Annotated in this window: 17 protein-coding genes; 8 read left to right on the top strand and 9 right to left on the bottom strand. The window is 64.2% G+C overall.

Annotated elements, in window-relative coordinates; genetic code table 11:
• The gene (locus ACOOE2_RS16675) at positions 1–1,131 is read left to right on the top strand and encodes a glycosyltransferase (RefSeq protein WP_420384105.1); all 1,131 of its coding nucleotides are present in this window, start codon (positions 1–3) and stop codon (positions 1,129–1,131) included.
• A gap of 121 nt (positions 1,132–1,252) precedes the next feature.
• On the top strand, positions 1,253–1,945 hold the full coding sequence (locus ACOOE2_RS16680) for a hypothetical protein (protein ID WP_420384106.1): 693 nt from the start codon (positions 1,253–1,255) through the stop codon (positions 1,943–1,945).
• Positions 1,946–1,976: 31 nt separating this feature from the next.
• Here the strand turns inward: ACOOE2_RS16680 and ACOOE2_RS16685 are convergent, their stop codons facing one another.
• On the bottom strand, positions 1,977–3,368 hold the full coding sequence (locus ACOOE2_RS16685) for a phospholipid carrier-dependent glycosyltransferase (RefSeq protein WP_420384107.1): 1,392 nt from the start codon (positions 3,366–3,368) through the stop codon (positions 1,977–1,979).
• Between the two features lie 74 nt (positions 3,369–3,442).
• Between ACOOE2_RS16685 and ACOOE2_RS16690 the strand changes: the two genes are divergently transcribed.
• Complete coding sequence (locus ACOOE2_RS16690; RefSeq protein ID WP_420384108.1) at positions 3,443–4,651, top strand: trans-sulfuration enzyme family protein; 1,209 nt, start codon at positions 3,443–3,445, stop codon at positions 4,649–4,651.
• A gap of 92 nt (positions 4,652–4,743) precedes the next feature.
• On the opposite strand, the gene ACOOE2_RS16695 is transcribed toward ACOOE2_RS16690, so the two are convergent.
• Genes ACOOE2_RS16695 through ACOOE2_RS16705 form a run of 3 tightly spaced genes read right to left on the bottom strand, consistent with a single transcriptional unit; the run spans position 4,744 to position 5,574 of the window.
• Positions 4,744–4,962 (bottom strand): hypothetical protein, encoded by a 219-nt coding sequence (locus ACOOE2_RS16695; protein ID WP_420384109.1) that lies wholly within the window; start codon positions 4,960–4,962, stop codon positions 4,744–4,746.
• The gene (locus tag ACOOE2_RS16700; RefSeq protein ID WP_420384110.1) at positions 4,962–5,444 is read right to left on the bottom strand and encodes a GFA family protein; all 483 of its coding nucleotides are present in this window, start codon (positions 5,442–5,444) and stop codon (positions 4,962–4,964) included. Before ACOOE2_RS16700 ends, ACOOE2_RS16695 begins: the two co-directional genes overlap by 1 nt.
• Before the next feature lie 4 nt (positions 5,445–5,448).
• Complete coding sequence (locus tag ACOOE2_RS16705; protein ID WP_420384111.1) at positions 5,449–5,574, bottom strand: hypothetical protein; 126 nt, start codon at positions 5,572–5,574, stop codon at positions 5,449–5,451.
• 178 nt (positions 5,575–5,752) lie between these two features.
• Between ACOOE2_RS16705 and cobS the strand changes: the two genes are divergently transcribed.
• Positions 5,753–6,727, top strand: a complete 975-nt coding sequence (gene cobS, locus ACOOE2_RS16710) for a cobaltochelatase subunit CobS (protein WP_420384112.1) — start codon at positions 5,753–5,755, stop codon at positions 6,725–6,727.
• A gap of 183 nt (positions 6,728–6,910) precedes the next feature.
• On the opposite strand, the gene ACOOE2_RS16715 is transcribed toward cobS, so the two are convergent.
• Genes ACOOE2_RS16715 through fmt form a run of 3 tightly spaced genes read right to left on the bottom strand, consistent with a single transcriptional unit; the run spans position 6,911 to position 9,690 of the window.
• Positions 6,911–8,026, bottom strand: a complete 1,116-nt coding sequence (locus ACOOE2_RS16715) for a zinc-binding dehydrogenase (protein ID WP_420384113.1) — start codon at positions 8,024–8,026, stop codon at positions 6,911–6,913.
• A complete protein-coding gene (gene truA / locus ACOOE2_RS16720) occupies positions 7,998–8,783 on the bottom strand; it encodes a tRNA pseudouridine(38-40) synthase TruA (RefSeq protein ID WP_420384114.1) in 786 nt (261 codons plus the stop codon). The genes ACOOE2_RS16715 and truA overlap by 29 nt, the downstream gene beginning before the upstream one ends.
• 1 nt (position 8,784) lies before the next feature.
• On the bottom strand, positions 8,785–9,690 hold the full coding sequence (fmt, locus tag ACOOE2_RS16725) for a methionyl-tRNA formyltransferase (RefSeq protein WP_420384115.1): 906 nt from the start codon (positions 9,688–9,690) through the stop codon (positions 8,785–8,787).
• Positions 9,691–9,751: 61 nt separating this feature from the next.
• Between fmt and recR the strand changes: the two genes are divergently transcribed.
• The 4 genes from recR (at position 9,752) to ACOOE2_RS16745 (ending at position 14,759) form a co-directional block, all read left to right on the top strand.
• A complete protein-coding gene (recR, locus tag ACOOE2_RS16730; RefSeq protein ID WP_420384116.1) occupies positions 9,752–10,351 on the top strand; it encodes a recombination mediator RecR in 600 nt (199 codons plus the stop codon).
• Positions 10,352–10,404: 53 nt separating this feature from the next.
• Complete coding sequence (gene def / locus ACOOE2_RS16735) at positions 10,405–10,974, top strand: peptide deformylase (RefSeq protein WP_420384117.1); 570 nt, start codon at positions 10,405–10,407, stop codon at positions 10,972–10,974.
• 76 nt (positions 10,975–11,050) lie between these two features.
• Complete coding sequence (rmuC, locus tag ACOOE2_RS16740) at positions 11,051–12,529, top strand: DNA recombination protein RmuC (RefSeq protein ID WP_420384631.1); 1,479 nt, start codon at positions 11,051–11,053, stop codon at positions 12,527–12,529.
• 355 nt (positions 12,530–12,884) lie between these two features.
• Entirely contained in the window at positions 12,885–14,759 is a 1,875-nt protein-coding gene (locus tag ACOOE2_RS16745) for a potassium transporter Kup (protein ID WP_420384118.1), read from the top strand.
• Between the two features lie 127 nt (positions 14,760–14,886).
• Here ACOOE2_RS16745 and ACOOE2_RS16750 read toward each other — a convergent pair whose 3' ends face one another.
• Complete coding sequence (locus ACOOE2_RS16750) at positions 14,887–15,687, bottom strand: TrmH family RNA methyltransferase (protein ID WP_420384119.1); 801 nt, start codon at positions 15,685–15,687, stop codon at positions 14,887–14,889.
• An 18-nt stretch (positions 15,688–15,705) separates the two neighbouring features.
• Positions 15,706–16,002 carry an HPr family phosphocarrier protein gene (locus ACOOE2_RS16755; protein ID WP_420384120.1) on the bottom strand — a complete coding sequence of 99 codons (297 nt, stop codon included), beginning with the start codon at positions 16,000–16,002 and terminating at the stop codon, positions 15,706–15,708.
• Position 16,003 lies beyond the last annotated feature (1 nt).

Consider the following 16,003-nt stretch of genomic DNA (forward strand, 5'->3'; position numbering starts at 1 on the left):
ATGCTACAACTTGCTGTCATCCTGCCCACCTATAACGAGCGCAACAATGTCGCGCGCATGGTCGAACGTATCGACGCCGCATTGCACGGCTTTGTGTGGGAAGCGATCTTCGTCGATGACAACAGCCCCGATGGCACTGCCGACGTGGTGCGCGCCATCGCACGGGGCGATTCGCGCATCCGCGTGATCGAACGCATCGGCCGGCGGGGTCTGGCATCCGCCGCGATCGAGGGGATGTGCGCCAGCTCGGCGCCGATCGTCGCGGTGATGGACGCCGATGGCCAGCATGATCCCGTCCTGCTGCCGCAGATGTTCGGCGCGGTGACCAGCGGCGACTGGGACGTCGCCTATGCCTCGCGCTTTGCCGAAGGCGCCAGCACCGAAGCGTGGGGCCGGCCCGACCGCGTCAAGGCCTCAGGGTTCGCCAACGCGATCGCGCGCCGGGTGACCGGTGTCGACCTGACCGATCCGATGAGCGGGTTCTTCATGCTGCGCGGCGAAACGCTGCGCGCGGACGCCCACCGCCTGTCGGGTGTCGGGTTCAAGATCCTGCTCGATATTCTCGCCACGGTCGACCGGCCGTTGCGGGTCAAGGAATTCCCGCTCAATTTTGCCGCACGCATGGACGGCGAATCCAAACTGGACAGAACTGTCGTGTTCGAATTCCTCATCGGCCTTTACGACAAGTGGCTCGGCCGCATCATCCCGACGCGCTTTGCGCTGTTCGGCACAGTCGGCGCGCTTGGCGTGCTCGTGCAATTCGCCATGCTGTTCCTGATGCTCAGCGTGATCCTGCGTGAACGCTTCGTCTATGGCCACTGGGTCGTCGGCGAAACCACGTTCACGATCGCCAATACGATCGCCGCGGTCGTCGCGATGACGTTCAACTTCGTGCTCAACAACGAACTGACGTACGCCGACAAGCGCCTGCGCGGGATGGTCCCGCTGATCAAAGGCTGGGCCAAGTTCGCACTGACCTGCTCGGTCGGCATCCTGGCCAATATCGCCAGCGCCGACGCGCTGAAAAACGCCCATGTCAACGATGTGGTCGCAGTCCTCGTCGGCATCGTCATCGCGTCGGTGTGGAACTTCGCGCTGTCGAGCAAGTTCGTCTGGGGCAAATACGGCTGATTGCAACGCGAATTACGGTCCGATCAAGGGGGCCAGCCGGCCCCCTTTTTCATGCCGCGGTATTATGACTTGCCCCAGCCTGCCCCACGATGCATCCTGATGTCATCAAGGGGTGGGCAACATGGCAGACACAGGCAGAAACGTAACCGTTGGCGGCATGATCGGCACGGGCTTTGACCTTCTGCAACGGCAGGCAGCCTGGTTTGGCGCGCTTGCGCTGGTCAGCCTCGCCTTGCGGCTCCTTCAATTGTTCGAGCGCACCGCGGTAATCGGTGGCTCGATCGGCTCTGGCCTGCTGTCGATCGTCGTTGCGGTCGCTTCGTTTATTGCATCCTTGCTGATCACGCGCGAAATCATGGCGCGCGAAGGGCTGATGGCGGCGGGCACCCCGTTGCGCATCGGTACGTATATCGGGGTCACGATCGTGGTTAGCCTGGCGATTGGCCTTGGTTTCCTGCTGCTGGTCGTTCCCGGCTTTCTCATCCTCTTGCGGTGGTTTCTGGCACCCTATTTCGTGCTGGCGCGCGGCACAGGTTTCAAGCAATCACTCGCGGCCAGCAGCGATGCCACCAAAGCCCATCGCGGGACAATTTTCGGATTCTTCGTTGTGCTGGGCGTGGCGTACTTTGTCATTTTCGGCGGCGTGGCGGTGGCAACCGGCGGATTTCAAGCATTTACCGATCCGTCAGCCGGGTTTCCGATCGTCGTCCTCGTGGTCCAGGCTGCGCTCAGCGCGGTCGTGGGGGCGCAAATGCTCGGCATCTTTGCAACGCTCGCCGATCGGGCAAATGTCTACGGCGATGTGTTCGGCTGATCGCCGCAAACTTGTCTGGAATAACAGCGGATCACCGCCAGCTGTTTATCCACATATAATCGACGTAGCTTTTCTTGCCCGGAAGTGGCCCCGCCGAAATGATCGGATAAAACCCGATGAACACCATTGCCGTCAGCAGCACGGCGAAGCGCCCCGGCCAGCGCAGCCCGGCGTCCCACCAGGTGCCAAGCATCAGCGCGAACGCCGCCATCAGAAAGCTGCCCGCCAGTTCGTAATGATAATAGAATTGCACCGGCTTGCCATTGATCGCCCAGAAAATCAGGCTGAGCACATAAAACGTAATCAGCAGCGCGGGCAGCGCTTCGCTCCCGGTTTTCCGCCAGGGCCACGCCTTCCACCCGCACCAGCCCAGCGCGGGCAGCGCGGCGAGCATCGAGAACGGATTGCCCAGCATCAGGATGCCGCGCTGCACGCCTTCGGTTTTGCCATACAGGAACCAGATCGGCCGCAGATTAAAAATCCACTGCCACCATCGGCTCATGTAGCGGTGCGGTTTGACGACGCTGTCCTGCAATTTCAGCATGTAGCGCTGCCAGGAGAAAATCCCGGTGAGCGTCATCGGCTGAACCTTGTAGAAAAACGCCGGCGCGAATGTCGCAAGATAGACGGCGATCGGCCACACCCCGAGCCATAGTGCCGCCTCGGCCAGCGACACCCCGCGCACCGGGCCCGCGCGCGTGGTAAACAACCATTGCCGCAGGCCGGCCAGCACATTGCCCACCACAATCTTTCGGGGCCTGCGCCAGTGCAGCAGGTCGAGCGCCGCCGCCCGGTGCCAGGCAAACAGCACGCCGGGCAGCACCAGCAACGGCGCCCCGTTCCATTTGCCGCCCAGCGAGAGCCCGAAAAACAGCCCCGCGAGAATGACATGGACGCGCCCGCCACGCCGGTCGGCCCAACACCCGCGCGCCGACAGCGCCCATTGCCACATCCCCAGCGCCATCGTCGCGCACATCGCCATGTCGAGCATTCCAATGCGCGACAGGATGAACCAGATGAAGTCGGTCGCCAGCAGAAACCCGAACAGCAACGACACGATGCGCGATCCCGACGCCCACCACAGCGCGCGCGTCGCCGCAAACAGCCCGATCGTGCCCAGCACCAGATTGGGAAAACGCCACCCGAACGCATGATCGCCAAACAGGCGGATGCCGATCGCGATTAGTTCCTTGCCCAGCAGCGGGTGTTCGGGATTGAGTCGCCGGGTCAGGTCGATCAACCGCCGCGCGGCGGGAATATAATGGATCTCGTCGAACATCATTTTTGACGGAATGCCCAGCCGGCACAGGCCCAGCAGGAAGAACACGAGCGCAATCGCCACCGTCGCCCGGACGGGATCGCGCTGGTCGAAAAACCGGCTGATCGCTCTTTCAGGCGCAGAAATAAAAGACGGCGTAGGCATCGTGGCCCCGCGCATACGCGAAAGCGGCCGCCAAGCCACTTCAAATGTGCGCGCACACGTCGTAAGGGCGGGCGATGAAACGCACCGCCGGTCAGGACCGCTCGATCACGCGCCAATGGCGCCCCGCAACCCAGGCCGTGCGCGGTGGCACCTGGCGGTCGGAAATGGGCGAAACGAGCGAGGCGCTCTTCCTCACGTCGGGCTATGCCTATGACGATGCCGCAACGGTCGCCGCGCGCTTTGCCGGCGAGGCCGAGGGCATGACCTATTCGCGCCTGCAGAACCCGACGGTGCAGATGCTCGAAGAACGCATCGCGCTCCTGGAAGGCGCACAGGCCTGCCGCACCCAGGCCAGCGGCATGGCCGCGATGACCACCGCATTGCTGTGCCAGCTATCCGCCGGCGATCACATCGTCGCGGCCAAGGCGGCCTTCGGATCGTGCCGCTGGCTGGTCGACAACCTGCTGCCGCGCTTCGGCATCGCCGGCACGACGATCCACGCCGGCGATACCGCTGCGTGGGAAGCCGCAATCCGGCCCGAGACCAAAGTGTTCTTCTTCGAAAGCCCGGCCAATCCGACGATGGATGTGGTCGATATCGAATTCATCTGCACGCTGGCGCGCAAGCACGGCATCACCACCGTGATCGACAACGCATTTGCGACCAGCGCGCTGCAGAAACCGATGGAATTCGGCGCCGACGTCATCGCCTATTCGGCCACGAAAATGATGGATGGCCAGGGCCGCGTGCTCGCCGGCGCGGTGTGCGGCACCAGCGAATTCATCGACGAGACGCTGCTGCCGTTTCAGCGCAACACCGGGCCCAACCTGTCGCCATTCAACGCCTGGGTCGTGCTCAAGGGCCTGGAAACGCTCGACTTGCGCATCTTCCGCCAGAGCGAAAACGCGCTGAAAGTCGCAGAATTTCTCGAAACCCGCGTGCCGCGCGTGCTTTACCCGTACCTGCCGAGCCATCCCGCGTATGCGCTGGCAAAAAAACAGATGAAGGCCGGCGGATCGATCCTGTCGATCGAACTCGACGGCGGCCGAGCCGAGGCGCACGGGTTGCTCGACGCGCTGGAGCTGGTCGATATCTCGAACAACATCGGCGATTCGCGCTCGCTGATGTGCCATCCCGCGTCATCGACCCACCACGGCGTCGGCCCCGATACCCGCGCCGAAATGGGCGTCGGCGAAAACATGCTGCGTCTCAACGTCGGCCTGGAAGACCCGCAGGACGTCATCGACGACCTCGATCAGGCGCTGACAAAAATCGGCCTGTAAAAAAATTCCTCCCCGGCACGGGGAGGGGGACCACGCGAAGCAGTGGTGGAGGGGCGTTGCCTCATGAGGCACCGCCTTGAAAGCGCATGATATCAACCGCCCTGCCCAGGGCGAGGCCCCTCCACCACGCTGCGCGCGGTCCCTCTCCCCGGAACGGGGAGGATCCAAAGAGCAACATTGCCCGCCAGCACCAGCGCCGCGATCACCATCAGCACCCCGCGCCGCCGATCCCCCGAGCGCCAGTTCACCACTCCGCCGTAAACCAGTGCAACAATCGCCAGCACCGCAACCGACATCACCACGTCAAACATCAGGCCGCCCGCAAGGCCCGCAACCGCGCCGCACCGCTGTCGCCCATGATCCGCACCACATCGCGCCCCGAATAAAACCCCTCGAACGCCGGCGTAGCCGCGTCGATCAAGACCCAGGCCTGCTTGCTGCGCATAAACAGATGCGCCCGCGGCGGACACAGCGCCGGATCATCGAGTGTGCCGGCGCGAACGAATGTCGCCTTATCGCCCAGCCCGCCATAATGGCTCCACAACGCAGTATGGCAGTCAGGACAGCGCATGACCGTCTGCCCTGCGCCGCTCGCCGAGGCGAGATGATCGACCAGCGGCGCCATGCCCTCGGCGACAAAACGCGTGCTTTCGATCGCCGCGTTGACCGCAAACGCGCTGCCACCTTCGCGCTGGCAATCGGTGCAATGGCAGCAATGCACGGTGTAAGGCGCATCGGTCAGCCGATAGCGGATTGCGCCGCAGGCACAGCCGCCGGTCGCAAAATCCGCCATGCGCCTACTGCTGCTGCTGCGCGGCCTGCGCATGACGCGGATGCACCGCGCCGGCGTTGGCATGCAGGCTCGGCATTTCTTCGCGCGGCGGCAATTCGCGGCGCACGTCGCGTTCCACTTTGTCGTTCATCGCGTCAATTTCCCCACCCTCGAATCACCCGTGCGCAATTCATCATTCGCGGCGCATCCGCGCAACCGTTCAATCGCACCAATCCCCCACTTTGCACTACGCAGCAGGCCCGAAGAGGCAGCATTTTCGCAACGAGGAGCATTGCAGTCATGCGCGCGCGCTTGTAGGCGCAGAAGTGATGACTGACACGACGACTTCCGGCACCGCGATTGCCGCGCCCGACACCAAGCTCGACGTCCGTGCGACGTTCGGGATCGACATCGACCTGGCCGTGCCCGCGTTCAGCGTGGCCGACGAACGCGTGCCCGATCTCGATACGAACTACGTGTTCGATCCGGACACCACGCTCGCGATCCTCGCCGGCTTTGCCTACAACCGCCGCGTGATGGTCCAGGGCTATCACGGGACGGGCAAGTCGACGCATATCGAACAGATCGCCGCGCGGCTCAACTGGCCTTGCGTGCGCATCAACCTCGACGCGCATATCAGCCGGATCGATCTGATCGGCCGCGATGCCATCGTGCTGCGCGACGGCCTGCAAGTCACCGAATTTCGCGAAGGCCTGCTGCCCTGGGCGCTGCAGACCCCGACTGCGCTGGTGTTCGACGAATACGACGCGGGCCGCCCCGACGTGATGTTCGTGATCCAGCGGGTGCTGGAAAGCGAGGGCAAGCTGACGCTGCTCGACCAGAACCGCGTGATCCGCCCCAACCCGTGGTTCCGCCTGTTCGCCACCGCCAACACCGTCGGCCTTGGCGATACCTCGGGCCTGTATCACGGCACGCAGGCGATCAACCAGGGCCAGATGGACCGCTGGAACCTCGTCGTCGCGCTCAATTATCTGCCCGCCGCGACCGAAATCGACGTCGTGACCAAGAAAGTTACAGGGCTGGATCCCAAGACCGCGGCCGAAATGGTGCGCGTGGCGGACCTGACCCGCAAAGGCTTCATCAGCGGCGATATCTCGACGGTGATGAGCCCGCGCACGGTGATCAGCTGGGCGCAGAACACCGCGATCTTCAACGATGTCGGCTTTGCCTTCCGCCTGACATTCCTGAACAAATGCGACGAGACCGAGCGCGTGCTGGTGGCCGAATACTACCAGCGCGTCTTCGGCAAGGACCTGCCCGAAAGCATCGCGCACAAGGCGTAGGAATACGCATTAAGCCAAACATACTCGTCATCCCGGACTTGATCCGGGATCCAGCTTCCTTGCGCGCAACAGCAAAGAAGAAGCGGGACCCCGGATCAAGTCCGGGGCGACGATTGGGGAACGTGGCGCGCAAAGGCCTGGCGGTACCGGGGATCAAGACACCCTTTCAGGTACCGCCACCATTCACGCGTGCGGCGTGATCAGGTATTTCGCCCCGGTCGCGCGCGAATTGTACGCCGTCGCGGCTTCGCGCGTCAGCGCCTCGTCGAGCGAAACCCGCGCCTTGTAGCTGCTGGCAAACGTCGTGGTCAGCTCTTCGCGCACGCGCTGGCGCAGCTTTTCGGCCGCTTCGGCGCCGATTTCCTGCAGGAACGGAAACAGCAGGAACCCGCTGAACGAAAACGCGAAACCGAACGTGCGATTGATGACCGTCGGCGACGTGTCGAGCATCCCGTAAGTGTAGATCTTCTTGAACGTGTCCGAGCCATAACGGCTGAACGCCGCATTCTTGCTTGCCACCTGTTCCATCGCGCCCAGAATCTGGCCTGCCAGCTTGCCGCCGCCGATCGCATCGAACCCGAGCGTCGCGCCGGTCGCATCGAGCGCGGCAAGCAGATCGGCCTGGAACGTCTCGGCAGAGCTGTCGATCACATGGTCTGCGCCTATACCTTTCAACAGGTCGACTTGCGCGGCCGAGCGCACGATATTGACCAGCGGAATACCATCGGCCTTGCAGATTTTGACCAGCATCTGGCCCAGGTTCGACGCCGCAGCCGTGTGCACCAGCGCCTTGTAGCCCTCGCGCCGCATCGCTTCGACAAAACTCAGCGCGGTCAGCGGGTTGACGAACGCGGCCGCACCCTGTTCGGCGGTCGCGCCTTCGGGCAGGACAAAGCATGTGCGCGCATCGACCAGTCGGTATTGCGCATACATCGCACCGGGGATCACCGCGACGACTTTGCCCAGCAGCGCCTGCGCCGCATCCGAACTGCCCGCCGCAACCACGGTCCCGGCGCCTTCGTTGCCCACCGGCAGCGCCTGGCCCAGTCGGCCCTGCATAGCACGCACGGCGCCTGCGGGCATCGACGCGATGATCTTGCCCGGCGTATATTCGGCATTGGCGAGATCGGCGGGGCCGAACAGCAGGCCCAGATCCGATGGATTGATCGGCGCAGCCTCGATCCGCACCATCACCTGGTTTTCGCCGGGCTCGGGCAGCGTTTCGGTGCGCAATTCGACCGTCAGCCGGCCGCCTGCGTCGCCATCGGAATCAAGTGTCGAAACGATGTGCCTGTTCATCACCATGATCATGCTCTCCGGGATATTTTGCGCTTATGAAGTACAATCCCTCGGGTGGCGCATTAAGTCCCAATTTGCAACGGTCTTTGGCAGCAAGCGCCTCGGCCAGGTCGCCCTGCGACCAGTGTCCGCGCCCGACCAGCGACAGGCACCCGACCATCGATCGCACCTGGTGATGGAGGAAACTGCGCGCCTGCGCCGCGATCAGCACGCGATCCCCCTCGCGCCAGACATCGAGCCGGTCGAGCGTTTTCACAGGGCTTTTCGACTGGCAATGCACCGAGCGGAACGTGGTGAAATCGTGACACCCCACCAGCATTTGTGCGGCTTCATGCATTACATCGGCATCGACCGGCCGGATAATGTGCCATGCCCGTCCCCTATCGACCGTCAATGGCGCGCGCCGGTTGATGATGCGGTATTCATACGCGCGCTCCACGCAGGAAAACCGCGCATGCCAGTCATCGGCCACGACAACACACGCCAGCACCGCCACCGGCTGCGGTCGCAACAGCGCGTTCAGCGCGCCGCACAGCCGATCGGGATCAAACGCGCGCCCCAGGTCGAAATGCGCCCGCATCGCCTTGGCATGCACCCCGGTATCGGTGCGCCCCGCCGCATGGACGCCAACGGTCTCGCCGGTGACAGCCAGCACCGCCGCCTCGAGCGCCTGTTGCACCGAGGGTCCGTTCGGCTGGCGCTGATACCCGACGAACGGCGTGCCATCCCACTCCAGCGTCAGGGCAAAGCGCGGCATATCAGCCGATCCGCGCGCCGGCCGCGATAGGATACCCGCGCAACAGCGATGCAGTATCCATCGCCGGACGCCCGGCGCGCTGCACAAGCCGGGGCGATACCGCACCGGTACCACACGCAATCGTCAGCGCGTCATCGAGAACCGTCCCGGGCTCCCCCGCCCCTTCGACAACATTGGCGCGCAACACACGAAACCGTTCGTCACCTATTTCGAAAAAGGCCCCAGGCGCCGGCGCAAATGCACGCACCTGCCGCTCCACATCGGGCGCGCCTTGCGCAAAATCGAGCCGGCTTTCCGCCTTGTCGATCTTCGCCGCATAGGTGACCCCGACCTGTGGCTGCACCACCGGCGGATGCGCGCGAAGATCGGCCAGCACCGCTACCATCGCCTGCGCGCCGATGGCCGCCAGTTCGGTCGTCAGTTCGCCCGCCGTCTTGTCCAGGGTCGGCGTGCGCACGACTTTCAGCATCGGCCCGGTATCGAGCCCGCGCTCCATCGCCATGATCGTCACGCCGGTTTCATCGTCGCCCGCCAGGATCGCGCGCTGCACCGGCGCCGCCCCGCGCCAGCGCGGCAGGATCGACCCATGCACATTCAGGCACCCGTGCACCGGCAGCGCCAGCACCGACGGCGGCAGGATCAGGCCATAGGCCGCAACCACCGCCACATCGGCCTGGTGCCCCGCAAACGCCACCTGCTCGTCCGCCCCGCGCAAGCTGGCTGGTGTGTACACGGGCACGCCGGCACGTTCCGCCGCCGCCTGCACCGGCGAGGGCAGCAATGTCTTGCCCCGCCCCGCCGGACGCGGCGGCTGGCTATAGACCGCCACCACCTCGTGCCCGGCCGCGAGCAACGCCGTCAGCGTGGGCACGGCAAAATCCGGGGTCCCCATGAACACAACGCGCATGCGCGACCGCAATCCTTCTTTTTGACTTTTGTTTTGATCCTACGCCCCTATCTCTGCGCGGATGGCATCGCAAGAGATCGAACACCTGGCCAATGCGCTGGCCCGCTTGCCCGGGCTGGGCCCGCGGTCGGCGCGGCGCGCGGTGCTGTGGCTGATCAAGCGGCGCGAAACCGCGCTGACCGGGCTGATCGAGGCACTGACCGTGGTGCGCGACCGGCTGATCGAATGCCCGATCTGCGGCAATGTCGATACCATCAGCCCGTGCGGCGTGTGTGCCGATCCGCGACGCGATCCGCGCGCGCTGTGTGTCGTCGAAGATGTCGCGGACTTGTGGGCGCTCGACCGGGCGCGGCTGTTTACTGGGCGCTATCATGTGCTCGGCGGACGGTTGTCGGCGCTCGACGGAGTGCGGCCCGAAGACCTGAACATCGCGCGGCTGATCGACCGGGTCGCGGCCGGCGGCATCGACGAAGTGGTGCTGGCGATGAACGCCACGCTCGAAGGACAGACGACCGCGCATTACCTCGCCGAGCGGCTGGAGGAATATCCGCTGCGCCTGACCCAGCTCGCCCACGGGTTGCCGGTCGGCGGCGAGCTCGATTACCTCGACGAGGGCACACTGGCACAGGCCTTGCGTGCGCGGCGGCCGCTTTCCCAATAAGCCGCCGCAATGAGCCTCTTGCGGGTTACGCAAAGGCTTATTATCTGCGACCCATGGCTATTCGCGAAATCCTTGAAGTCCCCGACGCCCGCCTGAAGGTGGTCTCGGCCCCGGTCGAAAAATTCGACGCCGATCTGCGCACGCTCGTCGCCGACATGTTCGAAACGATGTACGACGCGCCGGGCATCGGCCTGGCCGCGATCCAGGTCGGTGTGGCGCAGCGCGTGCTGGTGATCGATCTGCAACCTGAAGACCCCGATGCCGCGCCCGAGGAATGCCACGCGCACGGCGGACACAGCCATTCGCATCAGCCGACCAAACGCGAACCGATGGTGTTCATCAACCCGGTGCTGACGCCGGTAACCGAAGACGAAACCGTCTACAACGAGGGCTGCCTGTCGGTCCCCGAAATCTATGCCGACGTGACCCGCCCATCTGCGATCCATGCGCGATGGCAGGATCTGGACGGCAATGCGCACGAGGCCGATATCGACGGGTTCCTCGCGATCTGCCTGCAGCACGAGATGGATCACCTCGAAGGCATCCTGTTCATCGACCACCTGTCGCGGCTGAAACGTTCGATGGTGCTCAAGAAGCTGGAAAAGATCCGCCGCGCCGCCTGATCGGCTTGCCAGCGAGGCACACACGCTTTAGGTTCACGGTTCGTTCCGTAATCGAGGTGTGGCCCGCGTGGATTTTCTGATTATCGCCGTGGTTGTCGTCATCGCGCTGGTCGCGGGGCTCGGTGCAGGCTGGGTGCTTGGCGCGCGGCCGGTTGCGGAATGGCGCGCCCGCGCCGATGCGCATGAAGCGACCGTCAAGCGGATGACTGTCGATCTTGCCGTGATGAGCGATCGCGCGCGGCTCGACACGACGCTGAGCGAACAACTGGCCGATCTTCGCCGCGAACGCGATGCGCTGGCGACGCGTGCGGCCACCGCCGAAGCCCATTCCGCCAATGCCGACCGCCAGCGCGCCGAACTGGCTGAAGCCCGCAACCGCAGCGAATTGCAAAGCGCCGAACTCGCGCGGATGAAAGCCGATGCGGTACATTTCGATGAACAAAAGCGCCTGCTGATCGATGCCAAGGCCGAATTGAACAAGGAATTCGAGAACGCGGGCAACAAAGTGCTCGAAAAGGCGCAGGAATCGTTCCTGCTGCGCGCCAGCGCGCGATTCGAGGAAAGCGAAAAGGCGCAAGGCGAGCGGTTGAAGACATTGCTTGCGCCGGTCGACCAGCGACTCAAGGCCTATGAAGAGCAAGTCGGCAAGCTCGAAAAGGATCGCGTCGATGCGTTCGGTAATCTGACCGGATTGATCCAGTCGATGCGCGACGGGCAGGAACAGGTGCGCGCCGCCGCTGCGCAATTGGGCAATTCATTGCGCAACGGGCCCAAGACACGCGGCCGCTGGGGCGAACTGCAATTGCGCAATGTGCTCGAACAATGCGGCCTGGCCGAACACACCGATTTCGTCACCGAACAATCTGTCGAAACCGACGAGGGCCGTCTGCGCCCGGACGCGATCGTGCGCATTCCCGGCAACAAGCTGCTGGTGATCGACGCCAAGGTTTCGCTCAACGCGTACCAGGACGCATTTGAGGCCCCGACCGACGAAGGCCGCATCGTGGCGCTGCGCCTGCATGTCCAATCGATGCGCAACCATATCCAGACTTTGGGCAGCAAATCGTACCAGAGCCAGTTCGAGGATGCGCCCGATTACGTGCTGATGTTCGTGCCCGGCGAACACTTCATCGCCGCCGCGATGGAGCATGACCCCAAGCTGTGGGATTTTGCCTTCGAACGCCGCGTGCTGCTCGCCAGCCCGACCAACCTTGTCGCCATTGCCCGCACCGTCGCGCAAGTCTGGCGCCAGGATGGCCTCGCGCGCGAAGCGCGCGAGATCGGCCGGATGGGCGGCGAATTGTACGACCGGCTGGCCGTCGCCGCCGACCATCTCAAGCGTGTCGGCAGCGGTCTGGAAAGCGCAGTCGGCAATTACAACAAGTTCGTCGGCAGTTTCGAACGCAATGTGCTGTCCGCCGGACGTCGCCTGCGCGAAAAGCACATCGAAATCGGCAAGCGCGAAATCGACGATGTCGCGCTCATCGAAAGCGCCCCGCGCTATGGCGCGACCGACGCGATTGCAGAACCGGCCGACGAGGCAGGCCCCATCTGACTTTTCCGCACCCATCGGATATCGAACGCCCGCACAGATAGTACCTCCCCCACCCCAGACGTCATCCCGGGCTCGACCCGGGATTGTGCTTCTTTTTTCCAACATTGCGCTCGAAGAAGCCTTGTCCCGGATCAAGTCCGGGACGACGAATGAGAGGGCAACGGCGATGGCACCGGCGGCGCGCATAACGATGCTGGTCGGGGACGACGATCGGGGGGTATCTGCGGGGGCAGCATTGGCGCGCACCGAAACACCGGCTCCCCGAACGCAACATTGCCAAAAATTGGGGTGAGCCCGCGCCTTGAACGCGCCATATCGAACGCCCATACCCCGAACTGAACCCTGACAAGGCGCCATGACCACCGAGCCCCCCCGCCAGTCCCAATCGACCTTGCGCCTGATGGTCGGCGCGACCGGTGTCGTGTTCGGCGATATCGGTACCTCGCCGCTCTATGCGTTTCGTGAAAGCTTTACCGGGCATCATCGCCTGCCGATCGACACCGCGCATGTGCTGGGCGTGCTGTCGATGCTGGTGTGGGCGCTGATCCTTGTGGTCACGGTCAAATACGTGTTCGTGACGATGCATGCCGACAACAACGGCGAGGGTGGCAGTTTTGCATTGCTCTCGTTCGTCCGCAGCAAGGCACCGCAATCGCGCGTGCTGCCGTGGGTCGGCGGGGCGGCGCTGGTGGCGACGGCGCTGTTCTATGGCGATGCGCTGATCACGCCGGCGATCTCGATCCTGTCCTCGGTCGAGGGTCTGGAACTGCTCGATCCCGGGTTCAAAGCGTTCGTCATTCCAGTCACGCTGGTGATCATCACCCTGCTGTTTGCAATCCAGCGATTCGGCACGGCCGTCGTGGGCAACCTGTTCGGCCCGGTCATGGTGGTGTGGTTCCTGACAATCGCGGTGCTCGGTACGATCCAGATCATCGCGCATCCGCTGGTGATCGCCGCGCTAAGCCCGAGTTACGCGGTCGCCTTCATCGTCGCCGCGCCGGTCCAGGCGTTCTTTACGCTGGGCGCCGTCGTGCTCGCGGTCACGGGCGCAGAGGCGCTCTATGCCGACATGGGCCATTTTGGCCGCATACCGATTTCGCGCGCCTGGCTGGTCTTCGCGTTGCCCGCGCTGATCCTGTGCTATGCCGGGCAAAGCGCGCTGGTCCTCGGCAATCCGCACGCGATCCGGTCTTCGTTCTACCTGATGGCGCCGTCGTGGCTGCTGGTGCCACTGCTGATCCTGGCGGCAGCGGCGACGGTCATCGCCAGCCAGTCGATCATTTCGGGCGCATTTTCGATCACGCATCAGGCGGTCCAGCTCGGCTACCTGCCCCGGCTCGAAATCCGCCACACGTCCAAGGAATCGAGCGGCCAGGTCTATGTCCCCGCCGTCAACGGATTGCTGCTCGTCGTGGTCATCGCGCTCGTGCTGGGCTTCCGCAGTTCTGATGCGCTCGCGTCTGCCTACGGGCTGGCGGTAACGACAACGATGCTGCTGACCACGCTGATCATCGGCTTCGTCATGTTCAGGATCTGGCACTGGCCGCTGTGGTGGGCGGTGCCGCTGTATGGCGTGCTGTTGCTGCTCGACCTGGGGCTGTGGGCGGCATCGGCCACGAAATTTGCTGACGGCGGGTGGTTGCCGCTGTCGATCGCGATGCTGCTGATCCTCGTGTTCGACACCTGGCGGCGCGGCCGCGCACTGCTGGTCGATCGGATCGCCGCCAACGGTGTCGACCTGCCGGCGTTCCTCAAAACGATCGAAGGCGTCTACCGCGTTCCGGCCACCGCGATCTATCTCACCACCAATCGCGATGTCATGCCCCCCGCACTTGTCCGCAACCTGGAGGCCAATCACGTCGTCCACGAGCATGTCGTGCTGCTGACGGTGGAAACCGCGCTGACCCCGACAGTCGAGAACGAGACCCGCGCGCAAGTCGAGGACCTGTGCGAAGGGTTCGTACGGGTCCATGTAACCTACGGCTTTGCCGAGCACCCCGACCTGCCGGCCGCGCTGGAACTCGCGCTGGCCGATCACCCCGATTTTGACCCGTCAAAGGCCGATTATTTCCTCAGCCGCCAGGTGCTGATCCCCAGCAAGCAGAACCTGATGGCGCAATGGCGCGAACGCATGTTTGCCCTGATGGTGCGCACCTCGGCCACGCCGATGCGGTTTTTCCGCCTGCCGATCGGGCGTGTGGTCGAACTGGGTAGCCAGGTGGAGCTATAAGCCCCTCCCCTTCAGGGGAGGGGTTGGGGTGGGGCCGCGCCCCACTCGCCAACGCGGATGGAATTATCGCGACATGGGGTTGAAGCCGAGAGGCCCTACCCCCGGCCTATCCCCTGGAGGGGTAAAGTCAGTCGAACGTGGCGAGCACTTCGTAGGCCAGCACGGCAGCGGCCACCGCCGCGTTCAGGCTGTCGGCGCGGCCCTTCATCGGCATCGTTACGCGCAAGTCGCAGGCCATTTCGTAGTCTTCGGGCAGCCCGCGCGATTCGTTGCCGACCATCACGAAGCACGGGGCGGCATAGCCTGCGCCGCGATACGGCACCGCCTCGCGCAGCGATGCCGCGACCAGTTGCCCCGGCCCAGCGCGCAGCCACGCAATAAAATCTTCCCAACGCGCCTGCGCCAACCGCTGCGTAAAGATCGCGCCCATGCTCGCGCGCACTGCTTCGACCGAAAACGGATCAACGCAATCGTCGATCAGGATCACCCCGCCCGCACCCACCGCGTCCGCCGTGCGCAGCATCGTGCCCAGGTTGCCCGGATCGCGCATCGCCTGCGCCACCAGCCAGATCGGCGCCGCGCTGCGTTCGATCGCGGCCAGCGCAGTGTCCCATTCGGCAAACACCCCGCACACCGCCTGCGGATTGTCCTTGCCCGTCACTTTGGCCAGGATGTCGATCGGCACTTCGACCACGTCGCCGCCCGCGCCTGCCACTGCGGCTTCCAGATCATCGAGCAAGGGATGCGGATCGCGCCCGGTCGCCATCAACAGGATTTCAGGCAGCCGCCCGGTCTCGCGCGCGTCGGTCAGCAGGCGCAAGCCCTCGGCCAGAAACCGCGCTTCGCGGCGGCGATGTTTCTTGTCGCGCAACGACCGCACGAATTTGATCGTGGGGTTTGAATAGCCGGTGATGAGCTTGCGGGTCATGGCGGACAGGCGCGGAAATCAATCCTCGCCGAAACCATCCTTGATCAGTCCGGCGAGCTTTCCCAGAATCGCGTCGGCCTGCGCCGGATCGCCGGTCACCGCCAGATCGACGCTGTCGCCTTTGGCCGCGCCCAGCATCATCAGCCCCAGGATCGATCCGCCATTGGCATCGGTGCCGTCCTTGCCCACGGTCACATCGAACCCGGCGGGCAATTCGGCCACGGCATTGACGAATTTCGCACTCGCCCGCGCGTGCAATCCGCGCTGGTTGACGATCGTCACCCGTTCACGCGCAACATAAGCTTCGGTCGTCATC

Source organism: Novosphingobium sp., assembly GCF_965214355.1.
In the GTDB taxonomy this organism is placed as follows: domain Bacteria; phylum Pseudomonadota; class Alphaproteobacteria; order Sphingomonadales; family Sphingomonadaceae; genus Novosphingobium.